Annotated in this window: 14 protein-coding genes; 12 read left to right on the top strand and 2 right to left on the bottom strand. The window is 69.2% G+C overall.

Translation table 11 applies throughout. From position 1 onward, the window contains the following. The first annotated feature begins 7 nt into the window (after positions 1-7). From htpG to greB, 8 genes are all read left to right on the top strand, one after another. Positions 8-1,903, top strand: a complete 1,896-nt coding sequence (gene htpG, locus AB1Z25_RS15725; RefSeq protein ID WP_235087320.1) for a molecular chaperone HtpG — start codon at positions 8-10, stop codon at positions 1,901-1,903. A 128-nt stretch (positions 1,904-2,031) separates the two neighbouring features. After that, positions 2,032-3,537, top strand: a complete 1,506-nt coding sequence (locus AB1Z25_RS15720; RefSeq protein ID WP_486635631.1) for a hypothetical protein — start codon at positions 2,032-2,034, stop codon at positions 3,535-3,537. A 64-nt stretch (positions 3,538-3,601) separates the two neighbouring features. After that, on the top strand, positions 3,602-4,450 hold the full coding sequence (locus AB1Z25_RS15715; RefSeq protein ID WP_486635630.1) for a segregation and condensation protein A: 849 nt from the start codon (positions 3,602-3,604) through the stop codon (positions 4,448-4,450). A 77-nt stretch (positions 4,451-4,527) separates the two neighbouring features. Further along, positions 4,528-5,061, top strand: coding sequence for a GNAT family N-acetyltransferase (locus AB1Z25_RS15710; RefSeq protein WP_107798527.1), 534 nt, complete (start codon positions 4,528-4,530; stop codon positions 5,059-5,061). Positions 5,062-5,128: 67 nt separating this feature from the next. Continuing rightward, positions 5,129-5,761 (top strand): SMC-Scp complex subunit ScpB, encoded by a 633-nt coding sequence (gene scpB, locus AB1Z25_RS15705; protein ID WP_107798528.1) that lies wholly within the window; start codon positions 5,129-5,131, stop codon positions 5,759-5,761. A gap of 354 nt (positions 5,762-6,115) precedes the next feature. Continuing rightward, on the top strand, positions 6,116-7,207 hold the full coding sequence (locus AB1Z25_RS15700; RefSeq protein WP_486637350.1) for a pseudouridine synthase: 1,092 nt from the start codon (positions 6,116-6,118) through the stop codon (positions 7,205-7,207). Positions 7,208-7,209: 2 nt separating this feature from the next. Further along, positions 7,210-7,710 carry an NUDIX domain-containing protein gene (locus AB1Z25_RS15695; protein ID WP_158274240.1) on the top strand — a complete coding sequence of 167 codons (501 nt, stop codon included), beginning with the start codon at positions 7,210-7,212 and terminating at the stop codon, positions 7,708-7,710. Between the two features lie 32 nt (positions 7,711-7,742). Then, positions 7,743-8,297 (top strand): transcription elongation factor GreB, encoded by a 555-nt coding sequence (gene greB / locus AB1Z25_RS15690; protein ID WP_107798531.1) that lies wholly within the window; start codon positions 7,743-7,745, stop codon positions 8,295-8,297. A 69-nt stretch (positions 8,298-8,366) separates the two neighbouring features. Here the strand turns inward: greB and AB1Z25_RS15685 are convergent, their stop codons facing one another. Both AB1Z25_RS15685 and AB1Z25_RS15680 read right to left on the bottom strand, forming a co-directional pair. Then, entirely contained in the window at positions 8,367-8,630 is a 264-nt protein-coding gene (locus tag AB1Z25_RS15685; protein ID WP_107798532.1) for a TFIIB-type zinc ribbon-containing protein, read from the bottom strand. Positions 8,631-8,727: 97 nt separating this feature from the next. Then, a complete protein-coding gene (locus AB1Z25_RS15680) occupies positions 8,728-9,195 on the bottom strand; it encodes a MarR family winged helix-turn-helix transcriptional regulator (RefSeq protein WP_199225819.1) in 468 nt (155 codons plus the stop codon). Between the two features lie 74 nt (positions 9,196-9,269). On the opposite strand from AB1Z25_RS15680, the gene AB1Z25_RS15675 reads away from it, so the two are divergent. The 4 genes from AB1Z25_RS15675 (at position 9,270) to AB1Z25_RS15660 (ending at position 24,835) form a co-directional block, all read left to right on the top strand. Continuing rightward, positions 9,270-10,439 (top strand): aminotransferase-like domain-containing protein, encoded by a 1,170-nt coding sequence (locus tag AB1Z25_RS15675; protein WP_233246651.1) that lies wholly within the window; start codon positions 9,270-9,272, stop codon positions 10,437-10,439. A gap of 1,090 nt (positions 10,440-11,529) precedes the next feature. Further along, positions 11,530-16,617 (top strand): acyl carrier protein, encoded by a 5,088-nt coding sequence (locus AB1Z25_RS15670; RefSeq protein ID WP_486635629.1) that lies wholly within the window; start codon positions 11,530-11,532, stop codon positions 16,615-16,617. Next, positions 16,617-21,284, top strand: a complete 4,668-nt coding sequence (locus AB1Z25_RS15665) for an SDR family NAD(P)-dependent oxidoreductase (RefSeq protein WP_486635628.1) — start codon at positions 16,617-16,619, stop codon at positions 21,282-21,284. Before AB1Z25_RS15670 ends, AB1Z25_RS15665 begins: the two co-directional genes overlap by 1 nt. Then, on the top strand, positions 21,281-24,835 hold the full coding sequence (locus tag AB1Z25_RS15660) for a type I polyketide synthase (RefSeq protein WP_486635627.1): 3,555 nt from the start codon (positions 21,281-21,283) through the stop codon (positions 24,833-24,835). Before AB1Z25_RS15665 ends, AB1Z25_RS15660 begins: the two co-directional genes overlap by 4 nt. Positions 24,836-24,837 lie beyond the last annotated feature (2 nt).

Here is a 24,837-nt window from a genome sequence, read left to right as displayed (position 1 = left end):
AGTCACCATGAGCGCATTGAAAGAAACCCTGGGTTTTCAGACCGAAGTCAAGCAGCTGCTGCAGCTGATGATCCACTCCTTGTACTCCAACAAGGAAATCTTCCTGCGTGAACTGATTTCCAACGCCTCGGACGCCGCCGACAAGCTGCGCTTCGAAGGTCTGGCCAAGCCCGAGCTGTTTGAAAACGAGCCGGAGCTGAAGATCACCATCGGCTACGACGCCGAGGCGCGCACGCTGACCATCGCCGACAACGGCATCGGCATGAGCCGCGACGAAGTCATCGCCAATATCGGCACCATCGCCAAGTCCGGCACCAAGGCCTTTTTCGAGCAGCTGTCCGGCGACGCCAAAAGGGACGCCAATCTGATCGGCCAGTTCGGCGTCGGCTTCTACTCCGCCTTCATCGTGGCGGACAAGGTCACGCTGACCACCCGCCGCGCCGGCGACGCCGCCGCCACGCGCTGGGAATCCCAGGGCGCCGGCGAATACACGCTGGAACAGGTGGAAAAGGCCGGCCGCGGCACCGAGATCGTGCTGCACCTGAAAGAGGGCGAGGACGAGCTGCTGAACGACTGGAAGCTCAAAGGTATCGTCCGCAAGTACTCCGACCACATCTCGATCCCGATCGAGATGAAAAAGGGCAATAGCTACGGCGAAAACGGCGAAGTCATCGTCAGCGACGAAATGGAAGCGGTCAACTCCGCCTCCGCGCTGTGGACCCGCGGCAAGAGCGAGATCAGCGAAGAGCAGTACAAGGAATTCTACAAACACGTCGCCCACGATTTCACCGACCCGCTGGCCTGGAGCCACGCTCGCGTCGAGGGCCGCCAGGAATACACCGAACTGCTCTACATCCCGTCGCGCGCGCCCTTCGATCTGTTCGACCGCGAGCGCAAGCAGGGCGTCAAACTCTATGTGCGCCGCGTCTTCATCATGGAAGACACCGAGAAGCTGATGCCGCACTACCTGCGCTTCGTGCGCGGGGTGATAGACAGCAACGACCTGCCGCTGAACGTATCGCGCGAGATCCTGCAGGAAAGCAAGGACATCGACGCCATCCGCAACGGCTGCGTCAAGAAAGTGCTGGGCCTGCTGGAAGACCTCGCCGCCAATCAGCCGGAAAAATACACCGAGTTCTGGCAAGAGTTCGGCCAGGTGCTGAAAGAGGGCGTCGGCGAGGACATGGCCAATAAGGAGCGCATCGCCAAGCTGCTGCGCTTCGTCTCCACCGCGTCCGAAGGCGCCGAACCGGCGGTGACGCTGGGCGACTACGTCGGCCGGATGAAGGAAGGCCAGGACAAGATCTACTACATCACCGCCGACACCCTGGCCGCGGCCAAGAACAGCCCGCATCTGGAAGTGTTCAAGAAGAAGGGCGTCGAGGTGCTGCTGCTGACCGACCGCGTCGACGAGTGGGTGGCGGGTTCGCTGTTCGAATTCGACGGCAAGGCGCTGCAGTCCGTGGCCAAGGGCGCGCTGGATCTGGGCGCGCTGGAAGACGAAGCCGACAAGGAAGCGCAAAAGCAGGTGGAGGAAAGCGCCAAGCCGGTGGTGGAGAAAGTGCAGAAAGCCCTGGCCGACCGCGTCAAGGAAGTGCGCGCCACCGCCCGCCTGACCGAGAGCCCGGCCTGCCTGGTGGCCGGCGAGCACGATATGAGCGCCCATCTGGAGCGCATGCTGAAAGCGGCGGGCCAGCCGGTGGAAGCCAGCAAGCCCACGCTGGAGATCAACCCCGAGCACGTGCTGGTGAAACGACTGGCCGAGGAGGCCGACGAGGCGCGCGCCGGCGATCTGGCCCAGGTGCTGTACGACCAGGCCCTGCTGGCGGAGGGCGGCAAGCTGGAAGACCCGGCCGCCTTCGTCAAGCGCATCAACAAGCTGATGCTGGAGCTGTCGGCTTAAGCCGGACGCCGCTTCCACAGCAATGCCCCGCCGAGCGCGGGGCATTTTTTTTGCGCTGGCAATAATGCCGCGCCAAAAATCATGGCGGGGCGTATCATCGGCGGCTTCTCTCTCGCTATGACCTGGTCATGATGGAACTGTCGCTGATTCACGCCCTGCCGGATGGCCCTTGGCTGGCACTGGACCTCAAGGCGGTCCAGGCGCAATTGGAGGCGCTGGCGGCGCAGCCGGCCGCCCTCGCCGCGGACAAGGCCGGCCAGTGGCTGGCGCAATGGCGGCGTTCGGCCTTGGCGCCGGCGGAACGCCTGCAACTGCTGCAGGCGTTGAGAGCGCCGTTGGCCGCGCTGGCGGCGCGGCTGGAGCGCGGCGCGGCGCGGCAGGATCTGTCCTGCACCCCGGAGGCGCGCGCGGCCTTGCAGTCGGCCCGCCATGTGCTGCGGCAATGGCATGAGCAGTGCAAGCTGCTGGCCCAGACGTTCAGCGCGCAGGAGACCGGCCGTTTTTCCAGTTCGCGCCCGCGGCTGGAGGCTCTGCAACTGGCGCTGGCCAGCGGCTACGATTTGCTGGCGCTGCACGCGCGCAGCTACGCGCCGATGCACAAGGGCTTCTGGCGCGATTGCCACCGTCTGTACGCCTACGCGCTGGCCCAGGGCTGGGAGGGCCGGCAGGCGCAGGGCGGCGCGGCGGCGCCGGGGCTCAGCTACCGCCGGCTGATGTTGTTGGGCATGACCGCCAGCAACCGGCTGGAGGCGGCCAAGATCGCCCTGCTGCTGCAATGGCTGGAGCAGCACGCCGGCCTGCTGCGCGTGGAGCAGCTGGATCAGCCGCTGGGCGAGGACGGCGCGCTGGCCTTCCGCGCCGACGCCGACCGGCCGGCGCGCTTCTGCGCCGAACTGGACCTGGACGGCGACGGCGTGTGGTGGCGGCTGGACGCCGGCCGCTTGCTGGAGCGCCTGGACGAATTGGGCCGTCAGCGCCAGCGACAGGGCCTGGACGACGGCCACGAAGCCTGGCTGCTGGCGCGTCTGCGTCAGGAGTGGGGCGCGCCGCCGCGCCGGCGCCATGTCCGGCTGCGCCGGCTCAGCGTCGAAACCGTAGAGCTGGTCAGCCTGCTGCCGCGCTGCTGGCGGCTGGCCGCCGGCGAGCCGGCCGACGGCGAACTGGAGCCCTGCCGTTTGCAGATCAGCAATCTCAGCGCTTCCGGCCTGTTGCTGCAGGGCGAATCCTTGCGGCAGCCCTTGCGCGCCGGCGAGGTGGTGATGCTGCGCCGCCGGGGCTTCGGCTGGCAGCTGGGCCTGGTGCGCTGGGTCAGCTTCGGCGGCGAGGACATGCAGACCGAGTGCGGGATAGAGTTCATCGGCAAGCGGCCGCAGGCGGTCGAAGTCGCCGCCGTCACCAGCCACGCGGCCGGCGGTTTCGAGCCGGCGCTGCGCATGCAGGCCGAGCGCCATTTCCGCCACTCCGGCATCCTGGTGTTGCCGGGCCGCCTGTATCAGGCCATGCGGCCGTTTCATCTGCGCGGCGCAGACGGCGAGTGCCGGGTGCGCGCGCTGCGCTTATTGCAGCAGACCGCGCATTATCAATTCGTGGAAATCAAGATAGACGAGCTGCTGCCCGCCGACGCGGCCGTTTGAGCGGCGGGCCCGGCGGCGGACAAGTTCCGCCACGCAGCCTGCCAGTGCTGGTATCCTTGCCGCCATGAGCAACGCCCCCCTTCCCGAGGCCGGATCTTCGGCCGACGATTTTCAGCTGACCGCGCCGGAATTGCCGCCCAGCGTGCCGATCGCGCACGTGTTCGGCCAGCCGGTGCTGGAAGTGCCGCAGGATTTGTTCATCCCGCCGGACGCGTTGCAAGTGATTCTGGACAGCTTCGAAGGCCCGCTGGACCTGCTGCTTTATCTGATCCGCAAACAGAATCTGGACGTGCTGAACATCCCGATGGCGGACATCACGGTCCAGTACATGGCCTATATCGACGCGATGCGCGACGGGCGTCTGGAACTGGCCGCCGAATACCTGCTGATGGCGGCGCTGCTGATCGAGATCAAGTCGCGCTTGCTGCTGCCCAGGCCGCAGCTGGACGAGGAGGGCGAGCCGGACGATCCGCGGGCCGAGCTGGTGCGCCGCCTGCTGGAATACGAGCAGATGAAGCTGGCGGGGCTGGAGCTGGACAAGCTGCCGCAGGCCGACCGCGACTTCGCCTGGCTGGCGGTCTTGATCGAGCAGTCCGCCGAGCAGCGGCTGCCCGACGTCTGCCCGGTGGATCTGCGCCAGGCGTGGATGGCGATTCTGTCGCGCGCGCGCCACCATCGCCACCACAAGGTGGAGAAGGACGAACTGTCGGTGCGCGAGCAGATGAGCTGGATTCTGCGCTATCTGGACGGCCGCGAGTACGTGCCTTTCGAAGAGCTGTTCGACGCGGACAAGGGCGTCGCCCATCTGGTGGTCAACTTCATCGCGGTGCTGGAACTGGTGAAGGAGGGGATGGTCAAGGTCAGCCAGGAGGCGCCGTACCAGCCCATTTATGTCAGGATTGCGCTGGTCTGAGGCGGGCGCGCGCCGATTTGCACTTGATGTTGGCGCGGCAGCGATTAGGATACAGGTATCCATTGCGAGAGCATGCCATGCACATCGAAGCGGCCGACCAGAAACATCTGCCAGCCTATCGGCCTTTTTTTCAGGCCTGCCACGAGGAAGGGCTGGACTATTACCGCCGCGCCGGCGCGGACCCCGACGCCTGGCTTGGGCAATTGCTGGAACACGCCGAAGGGCGGGCGCTGCCGGAGGGCTGGGTGCCGTGCCGCACCTGGTTCCTGATCAACGGCCGCACCGAGATCATAGGCGCGATCCGTCAGCGCTTGGCCGACAGCGCGCTGATCGTGGAGCGCATCGGCCACATCGCCTTCGAAGTGCTGCCGGCCTGGCGCGGCCACGGCTACGGCCGGGTGCTGTTGCAATACGTGCAGACGCTGGGCGAGAAGCCGGCGCACGGCAACTGGGTGCTGGTCTGTCCGGCGGACCGGCCGGCGGCGGTGCGCACGGTGGAGGCCTGCGGCGGCCAGTTGCTGGAAACGATGGAGCACGGCGGGCGGGCGTTCCGACGTTACAGCCTGACCGCGCTGGCGGCCTGGGACGACATGGCGGAAGGATTAATTTAGCTCCGGACGGAGAGTTCATGTAGAATGTCCGGTTTCCTGCGCAAACGTGTTTCGGCTTCACGGCTCAATGTCCACCATCACCGACCTAAAATATCTGAAGATCGTGCTGGAGACGGCGTTACTGACCGCGCAGGAACCTCTGTCGGTTGCCATGCTCAAAAAGCTGTTCACCGAAGAGGTGAAAGCCGCGCTGATCAACGACATCCTTGACGATATCCAGAGCGACTGGAGGGGCAAGGGCGTTGAACTGGTCAAATTGGCGTCGGGATGGCGCTTTCGCGCCCGAGCGGAGTTCACGCCATACTTGAACCGCTTGAACCCGGAAAAGCCGCCGCGATACTCGCGCGCGGTAATGGAAACCTTGGCGATCATCGCCTACAAACAACCTGTGACCCGTGGCGATATCGAAGCGATACGCGGCGTATCGGTGTCCACCGGCGTGATGCAGACTCTGCTGGAACGCGGCTGGATCGAAGTCATCGGCCACAAGGACGTACCCGGCAGGCCGGGCTTGTATGCCACTACCCGAAAATTCCTGGACGATCTGGGCTTTGTCTCGCTCAAGGATCTGCCGCCGTTGGCGGAGCTGGGAAGCCTGGTAGTGCCCGAGGCGATGCCTAGGGATCAAGGCCCGGCAGCGGCCACAGACGACATCCCCCTCGACGATGAGGCGGATAATTTCGAGCCCATCGCAGAATAACATCGACATTCTGCCGGTTGCTCGCACGGAAAGAGCAAAGCACATATGTCTAAAGGACAACGCAATCACGCCCGCCAGCCGGTGGCGCGTGTCAAAGGTCGCGAAACATCCCAAGCGCGCCAGCCGGGCACCGGCGGCGTTCAGCCGCGCGGCAAGACCCAGGGCGGCATGATCAAAAATCGCAATGGCCAGCCGGCCGAGGCCAACGCCCGGCAAGGCCAAGCCCGCGCCAACGGCGGCAAGGGCCGCGCGCCGCAGAACGGCCGCGCCGCGCGCGACGCCTACGGCAACCCGCTGATGCACGAAGGCACGCCGCTGTTCAAGCTGAGCCGCCGCGAGCAGGAACAGCAGCAGATGCAGCAGGCGCAAGGCCGCAACAAGCCGACCTACCAGCGCGACAGCAACGGCGACGTCAACGGCAACGTGGCCCTGGATCACGAGCGCCGCTTCGGCAACAAGAACGCCGCCGCGCCGGCGGGTCAGCCGGCCGCGGGCAAGGGCGGCGCTCAGCCGCGTCAGGGCAAGCCGGAGGGCGGCAGGCCGCAATTGGTGCAGAAGGCCAAGAAGCTGCGCTTGCGCAGCCCCAATCAGGACATCAAGGACAAGGCCAAGCGCCTGCGCGAAGTCCGCGTGGACCTGGACGACATCGAGCCGGTGCGGCTGCAAAAAGCGCTGGCGGCGTCCGGCGTCGGCTCGCGCCGTGAAATGGAAGAGTGGATCGAGGCCGGCCAGGTCACGGTCAACGGCAAGAAAGCCAGCCTGGGCGACCGCGTCGGCCCGCGCGACCGCGTGATGGTCAAGGGCGACCAGATCAAACTGAAATGGCCGGACCGCCTGCCGCGCGTGATCATGTATCACAAGGAAGAAGGCGAAATCGTCAGCCGCGACGATCCGGAAGGCCGCGTCACCGTGTTCGACCGCCTGCCGCAGGCCAAATCCAGCCGCTGGGTGGCGATAGGCCGCCTGGACGTCAATACCTCGGGCCTGCTGCTGATCACCACCAGCGGCGAACTGGCCAACCGCATGATGCACCCCAGCTTCGAAGTGGAGCGCGAGTACTCGGTGCGGGTGCTGGGCGAGCTGACGCCGGAAATCATGAAGGAAATGGTGGCCGGCGTGGAGCTGGAAGACGGCGACGCGCGCTTTGACCGCATCTTCCAGAAAGGCGGCCCGGAAGAGGCGGCCAATCAATGGTTCAACGTGGTGATCAAGGAAGGCCGCAACCGCGAAGTGCGCCGCATGTTCGAGCACTTCGGTCTGACCGTCAGCCGGCTGATCCGCGTGCGCTTCGGCAATATCGGCCTGCCTCCGCGCTTGAAGCGCGGTCAGTTCTACGAACTGAACTCCGCTGAAGTGGCCGCGGTGATGAAGTGGTCCAATCTGACCGTCACCGGCGGCAAGAAGGCGCCTCCGGTCAAGAAGGCTTCGGCCAAGGCGCACCGCTGAGCGTGCGCGCCCTATTGTGGGGCCTGGCCGCCCGCGCCTGGACGCGCTTGCGCGGCGAGGCGCCGGTCTCCGCGCCGGCTCCGCTTGCGAGCGGCAAACGCGAGCGCGCTTCCATCGCCATCGTCGACGGCGGGCGCATCCTGCTGATGCATCGCCTCAAACCCGGCAAGGACTATTATGTGTTGCCGGGCGGCGGCATCAAGCGGCGCGAGACGGCGGCCATCGCCTGCGTGCGCGAGACGCGCGAGGAAACCGGGCTCAACGTCCGTCTGGGCGGCAGCCTGTGCGTGCTGGACGCCAAGGACAGGGTCGAACACGTGTTCCTGGCGGCCAGCCACGCCGGTGAACTCAGGTTGGGCGGGCCGGAGCTGGCCAAGATGGGGCCGGACAATCATTACGCGCTGGAATGGCTGGATCGCGAGCAGTTGCAGCGGATCAAGCTGAAGCCCAAGGGGCTGCTGCCGCATTGCCTGGCCTTGTTGGAACCCGCCGCCGGCCGTTGAGGCTGGCGTTTTTCATGGATGGATGGACGAAGATGAGCAAAGCGTTTACCAGGGAAAACGACGAGGCGGAAGAGGATCTTCCGGTTGAGCGGCGTCTGCCCGCTTCCACCAAGAACTACATCACGCCCGGCGGCTGGCAGCGGCTGAAGGACGAGCTTTATCATCTGGTCAACCGCGAGCGGCCGGAAATGGTGCAGGTCGTGAACTGGGCGGCCAGCAACGGCGACCGCTCCGAGAACGGCGACTATCTGTACGGCAAGCGCCGCTTGCGCGAGATCGACCGCCGCATCCGTTTCCTGACCAAGCGCTTGGAAATCGCCGAGGTGGTGGACCCGGAAACCCGGGAAGCGACCGATCAGGTGTTCTTCTCCGCCACCGTGTTGATAGAGCGCGGCGACGGCAGCGAGCAATTGCTGCGCATCGTCGGCGTGGACGAGATCGATCTGGCGCGCGGCCGCATCAGCTGGATCTCGCCTATCGCGCGGACGCTGTTGAAGGCGCGCGAGGGCGATTCGGTGCTGTTTCGCGGGCCGGACGGCGACGAAGACATCGAGGTGCTGGAAGTGCGTTACGAACGCATAGACTGAATCTTCGAGCAAGAGCAGGGGAAGACGGCCCGGACATGAGTCCGGGCCGTTTTTGTATCCGGGGACGGATCAGTCCAGCAGCTTGCGCAGCCAGCCATGCTTGCCGCCGTGATGGCCTCCGTGGCGGCTGTCCCGACGGTGTTCGTCGTCATGGCCGCGACCGTGCGCGGACGGCGCGTAAGCGGCGGCGGGGGCCGCCGGAGCCTGGGTTTGCAGCAGGCGCTCCAGCTGGCCGGGCGCCAGCCAGACGCCGCGGCATTGCGGACAGTAATCGATGGCGACGGACAAACGTTCGCCCATCAGCAGGGTGACTTGGCAACTGGGACAATTCATGGCGTGCTCCTCGGCGCGCCGGACTGGCGCGGTAGGTCGGGAAAATGCGATGGACGGACCTCGCCAGCGCATTGCAAACCATGAAGCGGCTACAGGGTCAAGCTTTGCCGCGCGAGGGCGCGTCGTCGGGGCGCGAGTGCGAGGCCAGGCTGCGGTTGATCTGCATCCAGCCGGCGGTGGCCGGCTTCCCCGTCTGCTCAAACGCCGTCTGCAGCAGTTTCAGCTGCTCGCGGTGCAGGGCTTCCTCCAGCTTGCGTCCCTCCGAAGTCAGCGTCAGCTGTTTGACCCGTTTGTCGTGCTGCGCGGCCACGCTTTGCACCAGCGCCATTTCCAGCAGTTGGCGCAGCGGCATATTGATGGCCTGCTTGGTCACGCCCAGCGCGGCCAGCAGGTCCTTGACCGACAGGCCGGGGTAGCGGGCGACGAAGAACAGGATGCGGTGGTGCACGCGCGCCAGGCCGCGTTTGGCCAGCATTTCATCCGGTTTATCGGTGAAAGCCTTGTAGGCATGGAAGAAGGCTTCCATGGCGGCGCGCATGTCGTCGGACGGAGATAGGTCAGCCATGTTGACGGAACCTGCTGTGGTCGGTAGATTGAGTCAATATTATTGACATTAGTAAGAAAGTTGCGGACAAGCTTATGCAGAGTACCATGTTTTCTGAGCGCATCGAACGGCTCAGCGGGTCGCTGATCCGGGAAATCCTGGCGGCGGCGCAACAGCCGCAGATGATTTCCTTCGCCGGCGGCCTGCCGGCCGGCCAATGCTTGCCGCAGCTCGATTTCACCGATATGCCGGCGGGCCTGGCGCAATACGGCGCCAGCGAAGGCGAGCCGGAATTGCGCGGCTTGATCGCGGAGCAGGCGCGGCGCATGGGCATCGCTTGCGAGGCGGAGCAGGTGTTGGTGCTGTCCGGCTCGCAGCAGAGCATCGATTTATGCGCCAAGCTGTTCATCGATCCCGGCACGCCGGTGGTGACCGAAGGGCCGACTTATCTAGCGGCCTTGCAGGCTTTCAAGTTGTTCGGCGCCCGCGTTCACGCAGTGGCGCAACGGGACGGCAGGCTGGAGCCGCAGGCGCTGGCCGCCGCCTTGAGCGAGTCTCAGGCGCGCTGCTCTTATCTGATTCCCAGCTTTCAAAATCCGGCGGGCAGCTGTTACAGCGCCGAAGACCGGCAGGCGCTGGCGGCCGTCATCGACGCCGCCGGCGTGCCCTTGATCGAGGACGATCCTTATCGCGCGCTCAGCTACGACGGCGAAGCGCCGGCGCCGCTGGTCAGCCATTTGAAGCGCGCGCCGTGGATTTACTCCGGCTCCTTTTCCAAAACCCTGGCGCCTGGGCTGCGCGTCGGCTTCCTGATCGCCTCGCCGGAGCTGTATCCCTATCTGATGCGGCTGAAGCAGGCGACCGATCTGCACACCAACCGCCCGGCGCAGTGGTTCATCGCCCGCCAGCTGAGCGACCCCGGTCATGAGCAACGGATGTTGGACTTGCGCGAGGTGTATCGCGCCGGCCGCGACGCGATGCAGGATTCGCTGCAGCGGCATTTCGGCGATCTGGCCGATTGGCAGTTGCCGCGGGGCGGGCTGTTTTTCTGGCTCAAGCTGAAGCGGGCGAGAGATACCCGCGCCTTGCTGCCGCTGGCCTTGAAGCAGAACGTCGCCTTCATGCCGGGCGAGGCCTTCTTCCCCGAGCCGGAACAGAACCTGGGCTATCTGCGCCTGAATTTCAGCCATGCCTCGCCGGAGCGGATCGAGATCGGCATCGCCAGACTGGCGGCCTTGCTGCGGGATACCGCCGCCGCGGAGTAAGCCGCCGCTCCAGGTCTCCGCGCAGTCCGCGCCTTAAGCGGAACCGCGCCGCCTCGTCCTTGAGGCGGCGCTTCACACTCTCTTCCCGCCATCCGGCCTCGGTTCGCTTTCCCCCTCTATCCTTCCGTCTGTCCGCCCAGATCGCATTATTAAGAAAATTTAATATGTCATAAGCATTGATTGATGTCCGAACATTATGACAATGCTGCCTGCGCCGGATGTTTCGTTACCGAACGTCATCCTTATATTTATTTTCTTTAATAAAAGATTTTCCGGTATTGGATCAATTAATTGAACAATTGCCTGTTGTTTATGCCGTAATTGTCAGGTCGATTGAAATTTAATTGATCGGCCTCGGCGCTCTTTTTATAGGCCAGTTCGCGGCGCTTAAATCTTTGATATTGCCGCGAAAATTCGTGTTTCAAAAAATATAAGCCGTAAATCGGCTGAAGTTGTAACTGGCAGTTCGGGGGATGCTTTTCCTAGAGGTCTTTCAGTATAGTGCTGACGCTTAATTCTTCCTGTGCGGGATTTTTAGAATTAACGCGATCAAGTAAATCTATACGAAAACAATTTGAGCGTCAATATTCATTGCGTTTTCCTGGTTTTGGACGACACGGGGAAATAGGAATGCAAAGCGTAAAGCAATGCTGATTCGCAATGGTTTGATCGCTGAAATGATATCGAATCATCTCAAAAGAAAGTCCGATTACGGCGCATGAGACACATTGGCAATTCTATTCTCTTGATTCAAACGCTGCTTAGGCAAACCGCCGCGCACGCGTCACGCATCCTTACGTGAAAACGAAGGGATGATCCTCGCCAACCTGTCGAAGAAACGGTTTCGATAGGGCGGAATATATCAAAAACAGCATGGCTGCTTCTTGAATGGGGCGGGCTACGGCCCGGCCTGTATTTAAGGTTCTCGCGATCGTCGCGGCATTCCGTCGCGGCTGAGCGCGTGACAGGGCGACGGCGCAAGCCGGCCCGATTAGGGCGACGCGACGACTCGAGCCATGCCATATGGGTGGATTCGATGGGCGCGCGCCCGGCATACCCGGAGCAGTTGTCGATACATGGAGGTCATGCAATGTATTCCTCATCCGATGTCGCATCTCGGCGGACGCCCGCCGCCGACAAGTTCGGCCCTCATCAAGCTTTTTCGCATAGCGAAGCGCCTAGCATCGCCCGGCAGTTGCTGTGGCGGGCGGAGGCGAGTCCCGAGCGTCTCGCCTACGCGTCGGCCGATCCGGAGAAAGCGCTCGCGCTAAGCTATGCGGCGCTGTGCGAACGCGCGTCCGGCATCGCCGCGCGCCTGGCGCAAGCGACCGAGGCCGGCGAGCGCGTGATGCTGGTCTATCAGGAGCCGCTCGATTTCCTTCCGGCCTTCTTCGGCTGCTGCCTGGCCGGCGTGATCCCGGTGCCGGTGGCGCCGCGTCACGGCCGCGACACGATGGCGGCGATCGCCCAGGACTGCGGCGCCGCCATCGCGCTGAGCGCGGAGGCGCGGGACGCCTTGCCGGGCCTGCGCTGGATGCGCACCGACGAGGCCGAGCGCGCCGCGCCCTTTTTGCGGGCGGCGAAGGACGCCAGTCCGGCGCTGCTGCAGTACACCTCGGGTTCGACGCGCACGCCGCAGGGCGTGGTGGTCACGCAAACCGGGCTGTGGGCGACGATAGACGATCTTGACCGCGGCGCGATGCACGACGCGGACAGCGCGATGATCAGCTGGCTGCCGTACTTCCACGACATGGGCCTGGTGTACGGCATTCTCACCCCCTTGCAATGCGGCTTCCCCGCCTATCTGATGGCGCCGGAGAAATTCGTCGCCCAGCCCATGTCCTGGCTGCGCGCGATAGCCGCGCGGCGCGGTACCCACACCGCCGCGCCGAATTTCGCCTACGCCTTGTGCGCGGACCGCGCGGGCGATCTCGCGCCGGGCACCGATTTGTCGTCCTTGCGTTATGCGCTGAACGGCGCGGAGCCGGTGCGCTGTGACACGGTGCGCCGCTTCGAGGCGGCCTTCGCGCCGTTTGGGCTGCGTTCTTCGGTGGTGGTGCCGGGCTACGGCCTGGCCGAGGCGACCTTGAAGGTGACCGCCGGCCGTTGCGGCGAGGGCACGCGCGGCGTGCGCTTCGCGCGGGAGGCGCTGGCGCGCGGCCGCGTGTCGCCGCAGACGGACGGCGTCGAATTGGCGGCCTGCGGCGTCAGCCTGATCGATACGCGCGTCCGCATCGTGGACCCGGACACGCGCGCGCCGTGCGCGCCGGACGCCGTCGGCGAAATATGGGTGACCGGGAGCACGGTCGCCGACAGTTATTGGCGCCGCCCGGAGGAGTCGCGCGAGATCTTCGGCGCGCGGCTGGCCGACGGCGACAGCGCATGGCTGAGAACCGGCGATCTGGGCTTTCTGCACGAGGGCGATCTGTTCGTCACCAGCCGCTTGAAGGATTTGATCATCGTCGGCGGCCGGAATGTCTACAGCCACGATCTGGAGGACACCGTGTCGGCCTGCCATCCGTCGATTCGGAAGGGGCGCGCCTTCGCCGCCGCCGTCGACGGCGAGGACGGCGAAGGGATTCTGATCGGCGCCGAGGTGCGCGGCGGCTGCGGGGAGGCGGAGGCCCGTGACATCCTGCCGGTGATTCGCGCGGCGCTGGCGCGGGAGCACGGCGTGGCGCCGGCGCGCATCGCGCTGCTGTGGCGCGGCAGCATCCTGCGCACCTCCAGCGGCAAGACCCGGCGCGGCGCCACCCGCGACGCGCTGCTGCGCGGCGAACTGCGCATCGTCGCCGACGATGCGGCCGAGGCGGCCGACGACGCGATTCTGGCCGAGATCGCGCGCTTCGTGCCCGGCGCGGCCGCGTCGCCCGACGCCAGGCTGATCGATCTGGGGCTGGATTCGCTGTCGGCCGCGCGGCTTGCCGCCGCCGCGCGCGCGCGTCATGGCGTGGAGTTGTCGTTCGCGGCGCTGTTCGCGCTCTCCGCCCGGCAACTGCGGCGCGAAATCGTCGACGCCCCGCGCCTGGACGCCGCGGCGCCGGCCGCGGCTCGCCGTTATGCGGCGGGGGAGGCGTTCGAGCTGTCCGAGATGCAGCAGGCTTACTGGATAGGCCAGCAGGGCGGGGTGCCGCTGGGCAGCGTGTCCCCGCATATCCGCGTGGATTTCGAGATAGACGCCGCGCGCGCGCCGGAACTGGGCCGGCGCCTCGCGCGGCTGGTCGCCCGCCACCCGTCCTTGCGGATGACGGTGGGCGCGGACGGGCGCGGCGCGTTCGACGCGCTGGCCTACGACCCCTTGCTGCCGCCGCAGGATTTGCGCGGGCTGGACGCGGCGGAGGCGGCGGAACGGCTGGAGGCGACGCGCGAGAGCCTGGCCGAGCGCGACGGCCCGCCCGTGCTCGCCGTCGTCTCCCGTCTGACCGAGAGCGCGGCTATCCTGCACCTGCGGCTCAGCCTGCTGGCCGGCGATCTGCGCAGCTTCCTGCAACTGATGGCCGAGCTGGCGCGCGACGCGGCCGACGAGGCCCCCGCGCAATGCATCACGCCGATGACGCCGCCGGCGGCGACCGAGGCGCAGCGCGAGGCCTGGCTGCGCCGGGTCGAAGCCATCGCGCCGGCGCCGGAGTTGCCGATGAAGATGGCGCTGGCCGAGGTGGCCGAGCCGCGCTTCGCCAACCGCCGCCGGGAGCTGCCCGCCGCCATGTCCGCGGCGCTGACGGCGCGGGCGCAGGCGCTCGGGGTCACGCTGACTTCGCTGTGCATCGCCGCCTTCGCCGACACGCTGCGGCTGTGGACGGCGGCGCACGCCTTCACGCTCAACGTGACTTGCAACACGCGGGCGGAGCAGGCGGGGCTGGCGATAGGCGATTACACCAGCAACACCTTGCTGTCGCTGAGCGAGCGTCACCCCTCGTTCGCCGCCTTCGCCCAAGCGGTGCAGCGGCAAGTGTGGGCCGATCTGGACGCGCCCTGGTGCTCCGGCGTGTCGATTCTGCGCGAGCTGAGCCGGCGCAACGGCGCGCCCGTGCTGATGCCGGTGGTGCTGACCAGCCTGCTGTCCGGCGACCCGGCGGACGATCTGGCCCTGCTGGACGGCGTCGGCCGCGTGGTCGATATGGCCAATCCCACGCCCCAGGTATCGCTGCACGCCGTCCTGGGCCGGCGCGGCGACAGGCTGGTGCTGATGTGGGAGTCCGTCGCGCAGCTGTTCCCCGACGGCATGGTGGACGCGATGTTCGAGGTCTTTCTCGGCGCGCTGGAAACGATGGCGACGGACGCCGCGGCGGTGGAGCGGCCGACGCTGGCCCGGCTCGCGCCGCAGCAGGCGGCGCGGCGCGCGGCCGTCAACGCCACCGCGGCGGAGCGCGCGCCGCGCCGGCTGGAAACCCCCATCGTCCAACAGGCGCGGATCGCGCCGGAGGCGGTGGCGGTCAGGCAGGGCGAGACGACGCTGAGCTACGGCGCGCTGCTGCGCGAGGCGGAAGACATCGCCGGCGCGCTGCGGCAAAGCGGCGTGGCGCGCGGCGAGGTGGTGGCGGCCATCGTCGCGCCGGGGCCGCGCGCGGTGGCGGCGCTGCTGGGCATTGTGATGGCGGGCGCGGTCTATCTGCCGATAGAGCCGTCTTGGCCGGCCGCGCGCATGGAAGAACTGCTCGGCGAGGCCGGCGCCCGTCTCGCGCTGCTGAGCGCGGCAGGCCCGGCGCTGCCGGTGCCCGCGCTGCGTCTGGACCAGCCGCTGCCGCGCGGCGACGCGGGTCCGGCCGCGGACCTCGAGACCGGCGACGCGGCCTATGTGATCTTCACCTCGGGTTCGACCGGGCGGCCGAAGGGCGTGCTGATCGCGCACGAGGCCGCGGCGAACACCATAGACGACATCAACCAACGCTTCGCGGTCGGCCCGGCCGATCGCGCGCTGTGCGTGTCCTCGCTGGCCTTTGATTTGTCGGTCTACGACATCTTCGGCCTGCTCGCGGTCGGCGGCGAGGTGGTGTTCCCGGCCCGCTCGCGCGATCCGGACGCGATGGCCCAGGCGCTCAGCGACGGCGGGATCACCATCTGGAATTCCGTGCCGGCGGTGCTGGAACTGATGCTGGAAGTGTCCGCGCCGCGTTCGCCGCATCTGCGCCTGGCGCTGATGAGCGGCGACTGGATCGCGCCCGGCCTGGCCGGGCGGCTGCGCGACGCGTTTCCGGCGCTGCGGCCGATCAGCCTGGGCGGGGCGACCGAGGTGTCGATCTGGTCGGTGGTGCATCCGATCGCGCCCGAGGACGCCGTGCTGGCGTCGATTCCCTACGGCCGGCCGCTGTCCAACCAGCAATGCTTCGTGCGCGCGCCCGACGGCCGGGAGCGGCCGGACGGCGTGGTGGGCGAATTGCTGCTGGGCGGCCGCGGCCTCGCGCTCGCCTATCTGGGCAACGAGGCGGAAACCGAGCGCCGCTTCTTCATCGACGCCGAGGGCCGGCGGCTCTACCGCACCGGCGATCTCGCGCGCTGGCAGCCGGACGGCGAGCTTGAACTGCTGGGACGGATGGACGGGCAGGTCAAGGTGCAGGGCTATCGGATCGAGCTGGGCGAGATCGAGGCGGCCGCGATGCGCGCCGGCTGCCTGGCGCGCGCCGTGGCCTCGGTGGCCCGGCGCAAGGACGCGACGGTGATCCAGCTGCACGTGGTGGCGCTGCCGGATCATCAAGGCGACGTGGTCGCGGCCGTGCGCACTCAACTGGTGCTGCATCTGCCCGCCTATATGCAGCCGCATCACGTGATGGTGCTGGACGCCTTGCCGCTGACGGCGAACGGCAAGGTGGACCGCGCGCGTCTCGCCGAGCTGGCGGCCCCGGCTCCCGCGCCGGCGACGCCAGCCGCGGCGGCGCGGCGCGACGCTTCGCTGGAGGCCACGATGCTGGCCGCCTTCGCCGAGGTGGTCGGCGTCGAGATAGACCCGCGGCAGGGCTTCTTCGACGCGGGCGCCACCTCGATGCACATCGTGAGGCTGCGCGCGCTGCTGGCGTCGCGCGGCGTCGCGGTGCCCCCGCTGGTCGATTTCTTTTCGCTGGCCACGATACGGGCGCTCGCCGAGCGCGCCGATACGGGCGAGGCGGACCTTTCCCCAATGATGGACGTCGACGGCGCGCGCGCCTATCGACAGCGCGTACGCGCACGCAAGGAGGCTTTGTAATGACTGATGCAACACCCGTAGACGCCGTAGCGATCATCGGCGCGAGCTGCCGCCTGCCCGGCGTCAGCACCCTGGAACAGTTCTGGTCGATGATAGCCGACGGCCGGGTCGCGATTGAACGCTTCGGCGCGGACGCGGCGCGCCGCGAGGGCGTGCCGGAGACGGTGCTGGCCCAGCCCGGCTTCGTCGGCGCCGGCGGTCCGCTGGACGGCGTCGATCAATTCGACGCGGCCTATTTCGGCATTCCGCCGTCGCAGGCGGCGGCGATGGACCCGCAGCAGCGGATTTTCCTCGAATGCGTGCACGAGGCGCTGGAGCGCGCCGGTCACGGCGCGGCGCGCGGCGCGCGCGTCGGCGTCTGGGCCGGCTCGGCCAGCGTCGATTATCTCGTCGACCACGTGCGCGACCGGCTGGACCGCGCGTCGCCCAACCGCTATCTGCAGCAATGGGTGGGCGTGGACAAGGACTATCTGGCCACCCAGGTCGCCTACCGGCTCGATTTCGGCGGCCCGGCCATCAGCTTGCAGACCGCGTGCTCGACTTCCCTCGTCGCCGTGGTTCAGGCGATGCAGGGACTGCTGAGCTTCCAGTGCGACTTCGCGGTGGCGGGCGGCGTCAGCGTCGCCTTGCCGCAGCGGCAGGGCCATGTGTACGAGGAGGGCAGCATTCTGTCCGCGGACGGTGCCTGCCGTCCGTTCACCACGGACAGCAGCGGCACCGTCTTCGGCAACGGCGCGGGCGTGGTGGTGCTGCGCCGCCTGGAGGACGCGCTGGCCGACGGCGACCCCATCATGGCGGTGATTCGCGGCGGCGCGGTCAACAACGACGGCGCGGCCAAGGTGGGCTTCACCGCGCCCGGCGGGCGCGGGCAGCAGGACGTGATCCGCCAGGCGCTGGCGCTCAGCGAGGTGGACGGCGCGTCGATAGGCTATGTGGAGACGCACGGCACCGGCACGGCGATCGGCGACGAGGTGGAGCTGGCGGCGCTGGGCGCGGCCCTGGGCCAGCGTTCCGGCGCCGACGCGCGCTGCGCGCTGGGCACCTTGAAGGCGAACGTCGGCCATCTGAACGCGGCGGCGGGCGCTTGCGGGCTGATCAAGGCCGCGCTGGCGGTGGCGCATGGGCGGATTCCGGCCGCCGTCGGCGCGGAACGCGCGATAGACGCGCTGCGCGGCGACGCCGGCTTCTACCTGCCGACCGAAACCGCGCCTTGGGACGCGCCGCAGCGGCGCGCCGGGGTCAGCTCCTTCGGCATCGGCGGCACCAACGCCCACGTGATCCTTGAAGCGGCGCCGCCGCGCGTGCCGCGCACGCCGGACGTCACGCCGCTCTTGCTGCTGTCGGCGCGCGGCGAGGCCTTGCCCGCGCTGTGCGCGGACTACGCGGACTTTCTCGACGGCCATCCCGAGCTGAGGATAGAAGACGTTTGCCTGACGGCGGCGCTGGGGCGGCGGCATTGGGAGCAGCGCGCGGCGTTCCGCGCCGAATCCCGCGAGGCCTTGATCGCCGCGCTGCGCGCCTTCGCCGCCGGAAAGCCGAGCGCGGAGACGATCGCGGCGGAAGTGCCGGCGCGCGCGCCGGAGCTGAGCTTCGCCTTCGGCGGCGCCGAGGATCTGGACGCGGTATTGACCCGCGTGCAGCTGTGGCAGGCGAGCGGCGTCGTGCCGGCCAGCGTGTGCGCGACGGGGAGCGGGGTGTTCGCCGCGGCCTTCGCGGCGGGCGCGCTGAGTCTTGAGGATGCGCGGCAGCGCCGCGCGGAGCGCGCCGTCGCGCCGTCGCTATTGTGGATCAGCGCGGCCTCGGGCCTGCCGCTGGACAGCGCGGAGGCGGTGCGCGAAGAACTGGCCGGCGCGGGCACGGCGCCAGGCGCGGCGGACGCCGCCGAGGCGCTGGAAGCGGCCGGCGCGGAATGGGTGCTGGACTTCGGCGACACGGCGCTGGGCGCGGGCGCTGCCGGCATGGCGTCGCTCGATCCGGCCTCGCCGGACGCGCTGGCGCGGCTGTGGACCGCGGGCCTGACGCTGGAGCTGTCCCAGCATTACCGCGACGGCAACCGGGTGGCGCTGCCGACCTATCCCTTCCAGCGCCAGCGTCACTGGATAGACCGCGCGCCGCGCTTCCTGGCGGCGGGCGCGACGCCCTTCCTTGGACGGCGCACCGACGCGCCGGCCTTGGGCGCGACCTTCTTCGACGCCGAATGGAGTGTGGCCGCCTTGCCCTTCCTGCAGGATCACGTGATTTACGACAAGGTGGTGGTGTCCGGCGCGGCGCTCGCGGTGATGATGGCCGACGGCGCGCGCGCGCTCACCGGATCGGACGGCTGCGTGCTGAGCGATCTGCGCTTCCCGGCCGCGCTGGTGATTCCGTCGGGCGCGGCGCGCAAGGTCCAGCTGCAATTGGTGCGCGACGGCGACGGTTTCGAAGCCACGGTGTTGACGCTGGAGTCCGCCGACGTCCACGCGACGGCCAGGGTGGACGCCGGCGAGGCGCCGGGCGCCGCGCCGGCGGAGCCGGTGCGCGGAGAAGCGATCTCCACCGAGCTGCTGGATAGCTGGCTGCGCGCGCGCAGCGTGGTGATGGGGCCGACCTTCCGGCGTCTGTCGGACATCGTGGTCGGGGACGGCGACGCGTCTTGCGATATGCGGGACGACGCCGACGACGCCGGCTGGTTGCTGCACCCCGGGGTGTTGGATTCGGTGCTGCAACTGGTGGCCGCCGCCGCGCGGCCCGAGGGCAGCAAGGCTTTTGTGCCGACGCGCATCGCGCGGCTGGCGCTGCACGGGCGGACCGGCGCCGGGATGCGCTGTCACGCGTCGGCCGAGCGGGGGCAGGCCAGCCTGTTCGACGCCGGCAAGGTGCTGCTCGAAATGACCGGCCTGGAGTCGCGCGAGGTGACCCGCAATGAATTGCTGCGCGTCGAACCGCTGCGCGAGGGCTATGCGGTGGAATGGCGCGACGCGGCGGGCGGCGACGCCGCCGCGCTGCCGGCGACCATCGCCATCCTGAGCGACGCGGGGCAGGCGGCGGCCGGGCTGGCGGCGATGCTGCGCGACGAAGGCAAGGAGGCCGTCGTGGTGGCGGCGGTGAACGATATTCCCTTCGACAAGGCGGGCCTGATCGTCGATTGCCGCGGGCTGGAGGCGCGCGGCGACGCGCCGGCGCCGGTGGTTTACGCCGGGGCGCTGGAACTGTTCGCCACGGCCGCGCGGCGCGAGCGGCCTTGCCGCATCGCCTTGGCGCTGGCGCCGGACGCGCCGGCCTCGGCGCCGCTGCAGGCGCTGTCGCGCGCGGTGGCGATGGAAACGCCGCATCTGCAGACGCTGGCGCTGCACGCGGGCGACGCGCGGGCGATCCGCCGCGGCCTGGATTACTTCGAGCGCGAGACCGAAGTCGCGGTCAAGGGCGAGGCGGTCGCCGCGCCGCGCTTCGACGAGCGCGCGCTGCCGCTCAGAGCGGACCTCGCGCTCTCGGCGGACGCCACGTGGCTGATCACGGGCGGGCTGGGCGAACTCGGCCTGCGCGTCGCGAGCTGGCTCGCCGCGCTGGGCGCGCGCGCCTTGGTGCTGACCGGCCGCCGGCCGGCCGACGCCGCGGCCGAGGCGGCGCTGGCCGCGCTGCGCCGCGACGGCGTGGAGGTGAAGGTGTGGCAGGCCGACGTGGCGGCGGAAGCGGACGTCGACGCGCTGCTGGCCGAGATCGACGCGACCATGCCGCCGCTGCGCGGCGTCTGCCATCTGGCGGGCGTGGTGGAGGACTGCCTGGTCGGCGACGTCACGCCGGCCTCGCTGGCCGCCACCCTGGCCGGCAAGGCCCGCGGCGCCTGGCTGCTGCATGAGCGCACCCTGGCTTACCCGCTGGAACACTTCGTGCTGTTTTCCTCCGCCGCCGCCGCCTTCGGCGCGCCGGGGCAATCGACCTACGCGATGGCCAACGCCTACCTCGACGCGCTGGCCGCGCGCCGCCGCGCGCAAGGCTTGCCCGCGCTGTCCATCGCCTGGGGGCCGTGGCAGGACGTGGGCATGCTGGCCCGCTCCAGCGCCAACGCCAAGCGGCGGCTCGCGCAGCTGGGCATCGGCCAGATCGAGGCCGAATGCGGCCGCGCCACTTTCGAGATCGCGCTGGGGGCGGACCTGCCGGCCCACCTCGTGCTGCTGCCCATCGATTGGGGGCGCTTGATCGAGCAATGGCCGCCGCATGTGCCGGCCAGCCGCTTCGCCGGCATCGCCACCGCCCAGCCGGGCGCGGGTTCCACCTCCTCGGTCAGCGAGCTGCTGGCGCTGCCGGCGGAGGAAAGACGGCATCGTCTGTTCCAACTGCTGGCCGAGGACGCCGCGCTGGTGACCGGCACGCCGCTGGCCTCGCTGGACCCCGAGCGCTCGCTGTTCGACTACGACCTGGACTCCTTGCTGATCACCGATCTGCGCGTGCTGCTGGAAAAGCGTTTCGGCCGCGCGATACCGACCACGGTGATTTTCTCGAATCCGACCATAGCCGCCTTGGCGGACCATCTGGCGCGGACGGTGTTCGGCATGGCCGAGGCGGAGGCGACGCCCGCCGCGCCCGCCGCCGAGCCCGACGCGCCGGCGGACGCCGCGATGTCGCAGGAGGAGATCGTGGAAATGCTGTCCGCGAAACTGAAGGAACTGAATAGAAAGGACGCGCGATGAGCCAGATCGACACGACCGCGCTGATGCGGAACGCGCTGCGCGAGATCGAACGCCTGCAGCGCGAACTGGACGGCGCAGAACAGCGCCGGCACGCGCCCATCGCCGTGGTCGGCATGGGCTGCCGTTTCGCCGGCGTCGACTCGCCGGAGGCGCTGTGGCAGCGGCTGCTCGACGGCGCGGACGGCGTGAGCGAGGTGCCGGCCGAGCGTTGGGACGTCGAGCGCTACTTCGACGCCGACCCGGACGCGAGCGGCCGCATCTACTGCCGCACCGGCAGCTTTTTGGACGATATCGCCTCCTTCGACGCCGGCTTCTTCGGCATTTCGGCGCGCGAGGCGGCGATGCTGGATCCGCAGCAGCGCATGCTGCTCGAGGTGGCTTGGGAGGCGGTGGAGCGCGCCGGCATGACGGCGGCGGAACTGAAGGGCTCGGCCACCGGGGTGTTCGCCGGCGTCATGCATCAGGACTACGCGCACCGTTTCCGCCGGGCGGAGGAGGTCGACCTCTACACCGCCTCGGGCAACGCGCCCAGCGTGCTGGCGGGCCGCGTGTCGCACGCGCTCGGCCTGCACGGGCCGACGCTGACGATAGACACCGCGTGCTCGTCGTCGCTGGTCGCCGTGCACCTGGCTTGCAGCGCGCTGCGCGCCGGCGAGTGCGACATCGCCATCGTCGGCGGCGTCAATGTGGTGCTGTCGCCGCTGTCCACCGCCGCCGAATGCCGGGCGCACATGTTGTCGCCCAGCGGCCGCTGCCGCTCCTTCGACGATGGCGCGGACGGCTTCGTGCGCGGCGAGGGCTGCGGCGTGGTGGTGCTGCAGCGGCTCGCCGACGCCGAGGCCGCCGGGCGGACCATAGACGCGCTGATCGCCGGCTCGGCGGTCAATCACGACGGCCGCAGCGCGGGCCTGACGGTGCCTAACGAGCACGCGCAGCGCGAGCTGGTGCGGGCGGCCTTGCGCGCCGCGCGCATCGACGCGTCGCAGGTGAACTATGTCGAGGCGCACGGCACCGGCACCGCGCTGGGCGACCCGATAGAGGCGGCGGCGCTGGCCTCCGTGTTCGCCGGCCGCGGCCGCGAGGAGCGTGTGCTGCTGGGCTCGATCAAGAGCAATTTCGGCCATCTGGAAGGCGCGGCGGGGATTGCCGGGCTGATCAAAGCGGCGCTGACGGTGCGCCATGGCGTGGTGCCCGCCACCCTGCATGTGCGCACGCCCAACCGCGGCATTGAGTGGGACACGCTGCCGCTGCGCCTCGCGCTCGGCGCGGAGCGCATAGACGCCGGCGGCGCGCCCTGCGTCGCCGGGGTCAGCTCCTTCGGCTTCAGCGGCACCAATGCGCACGCGGTGCTGCTCGCGCCGCCGCGCGCGGCCGCCGGCGAAACGGCGGCCGGCGCGGACGAAGGCGCGCAATTGCTGGTCGTTTCCGCGAAATCCGACGCCTCGCTGCGCGGCAACGCGGCGCGGCTGGCCGCCCATCTGGCCGGGCTCGACGCCGCGGCGTGGGCGGCCGCCTGCCACGCGTCGCGGGCGGCGCGCTCGCATTTCCCGCATCGGCTCGCGCTGACGGCCGTCAGCGTGGAAGAGATGGCGCGCGAGCTGAGCCGCTTCGCGCGCGGCGAGGGCGCCGCCGTTCACAGCGGCGTGTGCGGCGGGATGCCGCCCAGCCGCGACGCGTCGCCGGAGACGGCGGACGCGGGACGCGAACCGGCCGAGCGGCTGGACGCCTTGGCGCGGCGCTATGTGGCCGGCCTGCCGGTCGACTGGCCGGCGCCGGCCGGCGCCGGGCGCCGCGTCGCGCGGCTGCCGAGCTACGCATTTGATCGCCAGCCTTACTGGGTGGACGAAGGGCGGGCGCAGGCGGAGTCGCCGTTGTACCGCATCGCCTGGCAGCCGCTGCCGGCCCCGGCCGGCGCGCGCCGCTCGGGCGAGCGCATCGTCGCCGGCGATCCGGCCTTGTGCGCGGAAGTGGCGCGCGCGCTGGAAGCCGCCGGCGAGCGCTGCGCGATTGCGCCCGCCGAGATCGACGCCATCCGCCGCGCGGGCGACGCCGGCCTGGTGCTCGCCTTCGACCGCGCGGCAGGAGACGAAGACGCGCTGGCGGCCGTCGCGCGCCGCGGCGCCTTGTTGAGCGCGCTGGCGCGAGAGCGCGCCGCGACGCCGTCGGCGGCGCCGATCACGGTTGTCACGCGCGGCGGGGCGGCCACCGGGCCGGCGGAGGAGCTCGATCCCGTCCTCGCCGCCTTGAGCGCGGCCGTGCGCGTCGCGCGGCGGGAACAGGGCCGGAGCTGGCGCGGCACGATAGATATCGACGGTTCGCCGGCGTCCTTCGACGCGCTGGCGGCTTTGCTCGCCGACGACGCCGCCGAGGAGCAATTGGCGGTGCGCGGCGCCGCCGTGCTGGCGCCGCGGCTGCGGCGCGCCGGCGCCGGCGCGGCCGGCGCACTCCCCGCGCTGGACGGCGACGCCGTCTATGTGGTGACCGGCGGCTCCGGCGCCTTGGGCCTCGCCACCGCGCGCTGGCTGGCCGGGCGCGGCGCGCGCCATCTGCTGTTGATCAGCCGCGGCGGCGAAGCCGGCGCGGCGGCGCAGGCCGCTTGCGCCCGTCTGCGCGGCGACGGCGTCGAGGTCCGCGTGGCGGCCGCCGACGTCGCCGACGAGGCCGCCTTGCGCGGGGCGCTCGCCGCGGCCGGCCGGCCGATACGCGGCGTCGCGCACTGCGCGGGCATTGTGCGCGACGCGACGCTGGACGCGCTGGACGCCGCGGCCTTCGCCGAGACCCTGCGCGCCAAGGTGGGCGGCGCGGTCTTGCTGGACCGGCTGACCGAGGCCGAGCCGCTGGACTTCTTCCTGTTGTATTCGTCCATCTCCGCGGCGGTCGGCCGTCACGGCCAGGCCGCCTACGCCGCCGCCAACGGTTATCTCGACGCGCTGGCGCAGCGGCGGCGCTTGCGCGCGCGGCCGGCGCTGTCCATAGGCTGGGGATCGTGGGCGGCCGGCATGGGCGCGGCCGACGCGAAGACGGCGGAACGGATTCGCGCCGGCGGCCTGAACCCGCTGAGCGAGGGCGAGGCCTTCGCCGCGCTGGAACGGGCGTTCACCGGCGAGCCGCATCTGGTGGTGGCCGCGATCGATCTTGCGCGGATCGCGGCGCAGCCCGATCTGCCGCCGCTGATCGAAGGCCTGGTCGGCCGCGCGCCGGCGGCGAATGCGCGGACCCTGTCTTTCGACCAACTGCGCGGCCGTCCCGCCGGCGAGCGCCGCGCGCGGGTCGCCGACTATCTGGACGCGGAATTGCGCGCGGTGCTGTCCAGCCCGGCCGCCTTGCCGCGTCAGACTTCGCTGCTGGATCTGGGCGTGGACTCGCTGACCGGTGCGGAACTGCGCAACGCGCTTGAGCGCGCGCTGGGGGTGTCCGTCGCGATCTCGCACCTGATCGACGGCTCCTCGCTGGACGAACTGATCGACCAGGTGATGGCGCAACTGGAGCGCAAGCTGGTGACGGAACAACATTCGGCCGCGGGCGCCGACACGGAGGAAATCACGCTATGACC

It is taken from the genome of Chromobacterium sp. HL1 (genome assembly GCF_057418835.1).
The sequence above is the reverse complement of the archived record's forward strand: the minus strand, read 5'-3'. Positions and strand labels throughout refer to the sequence as shown.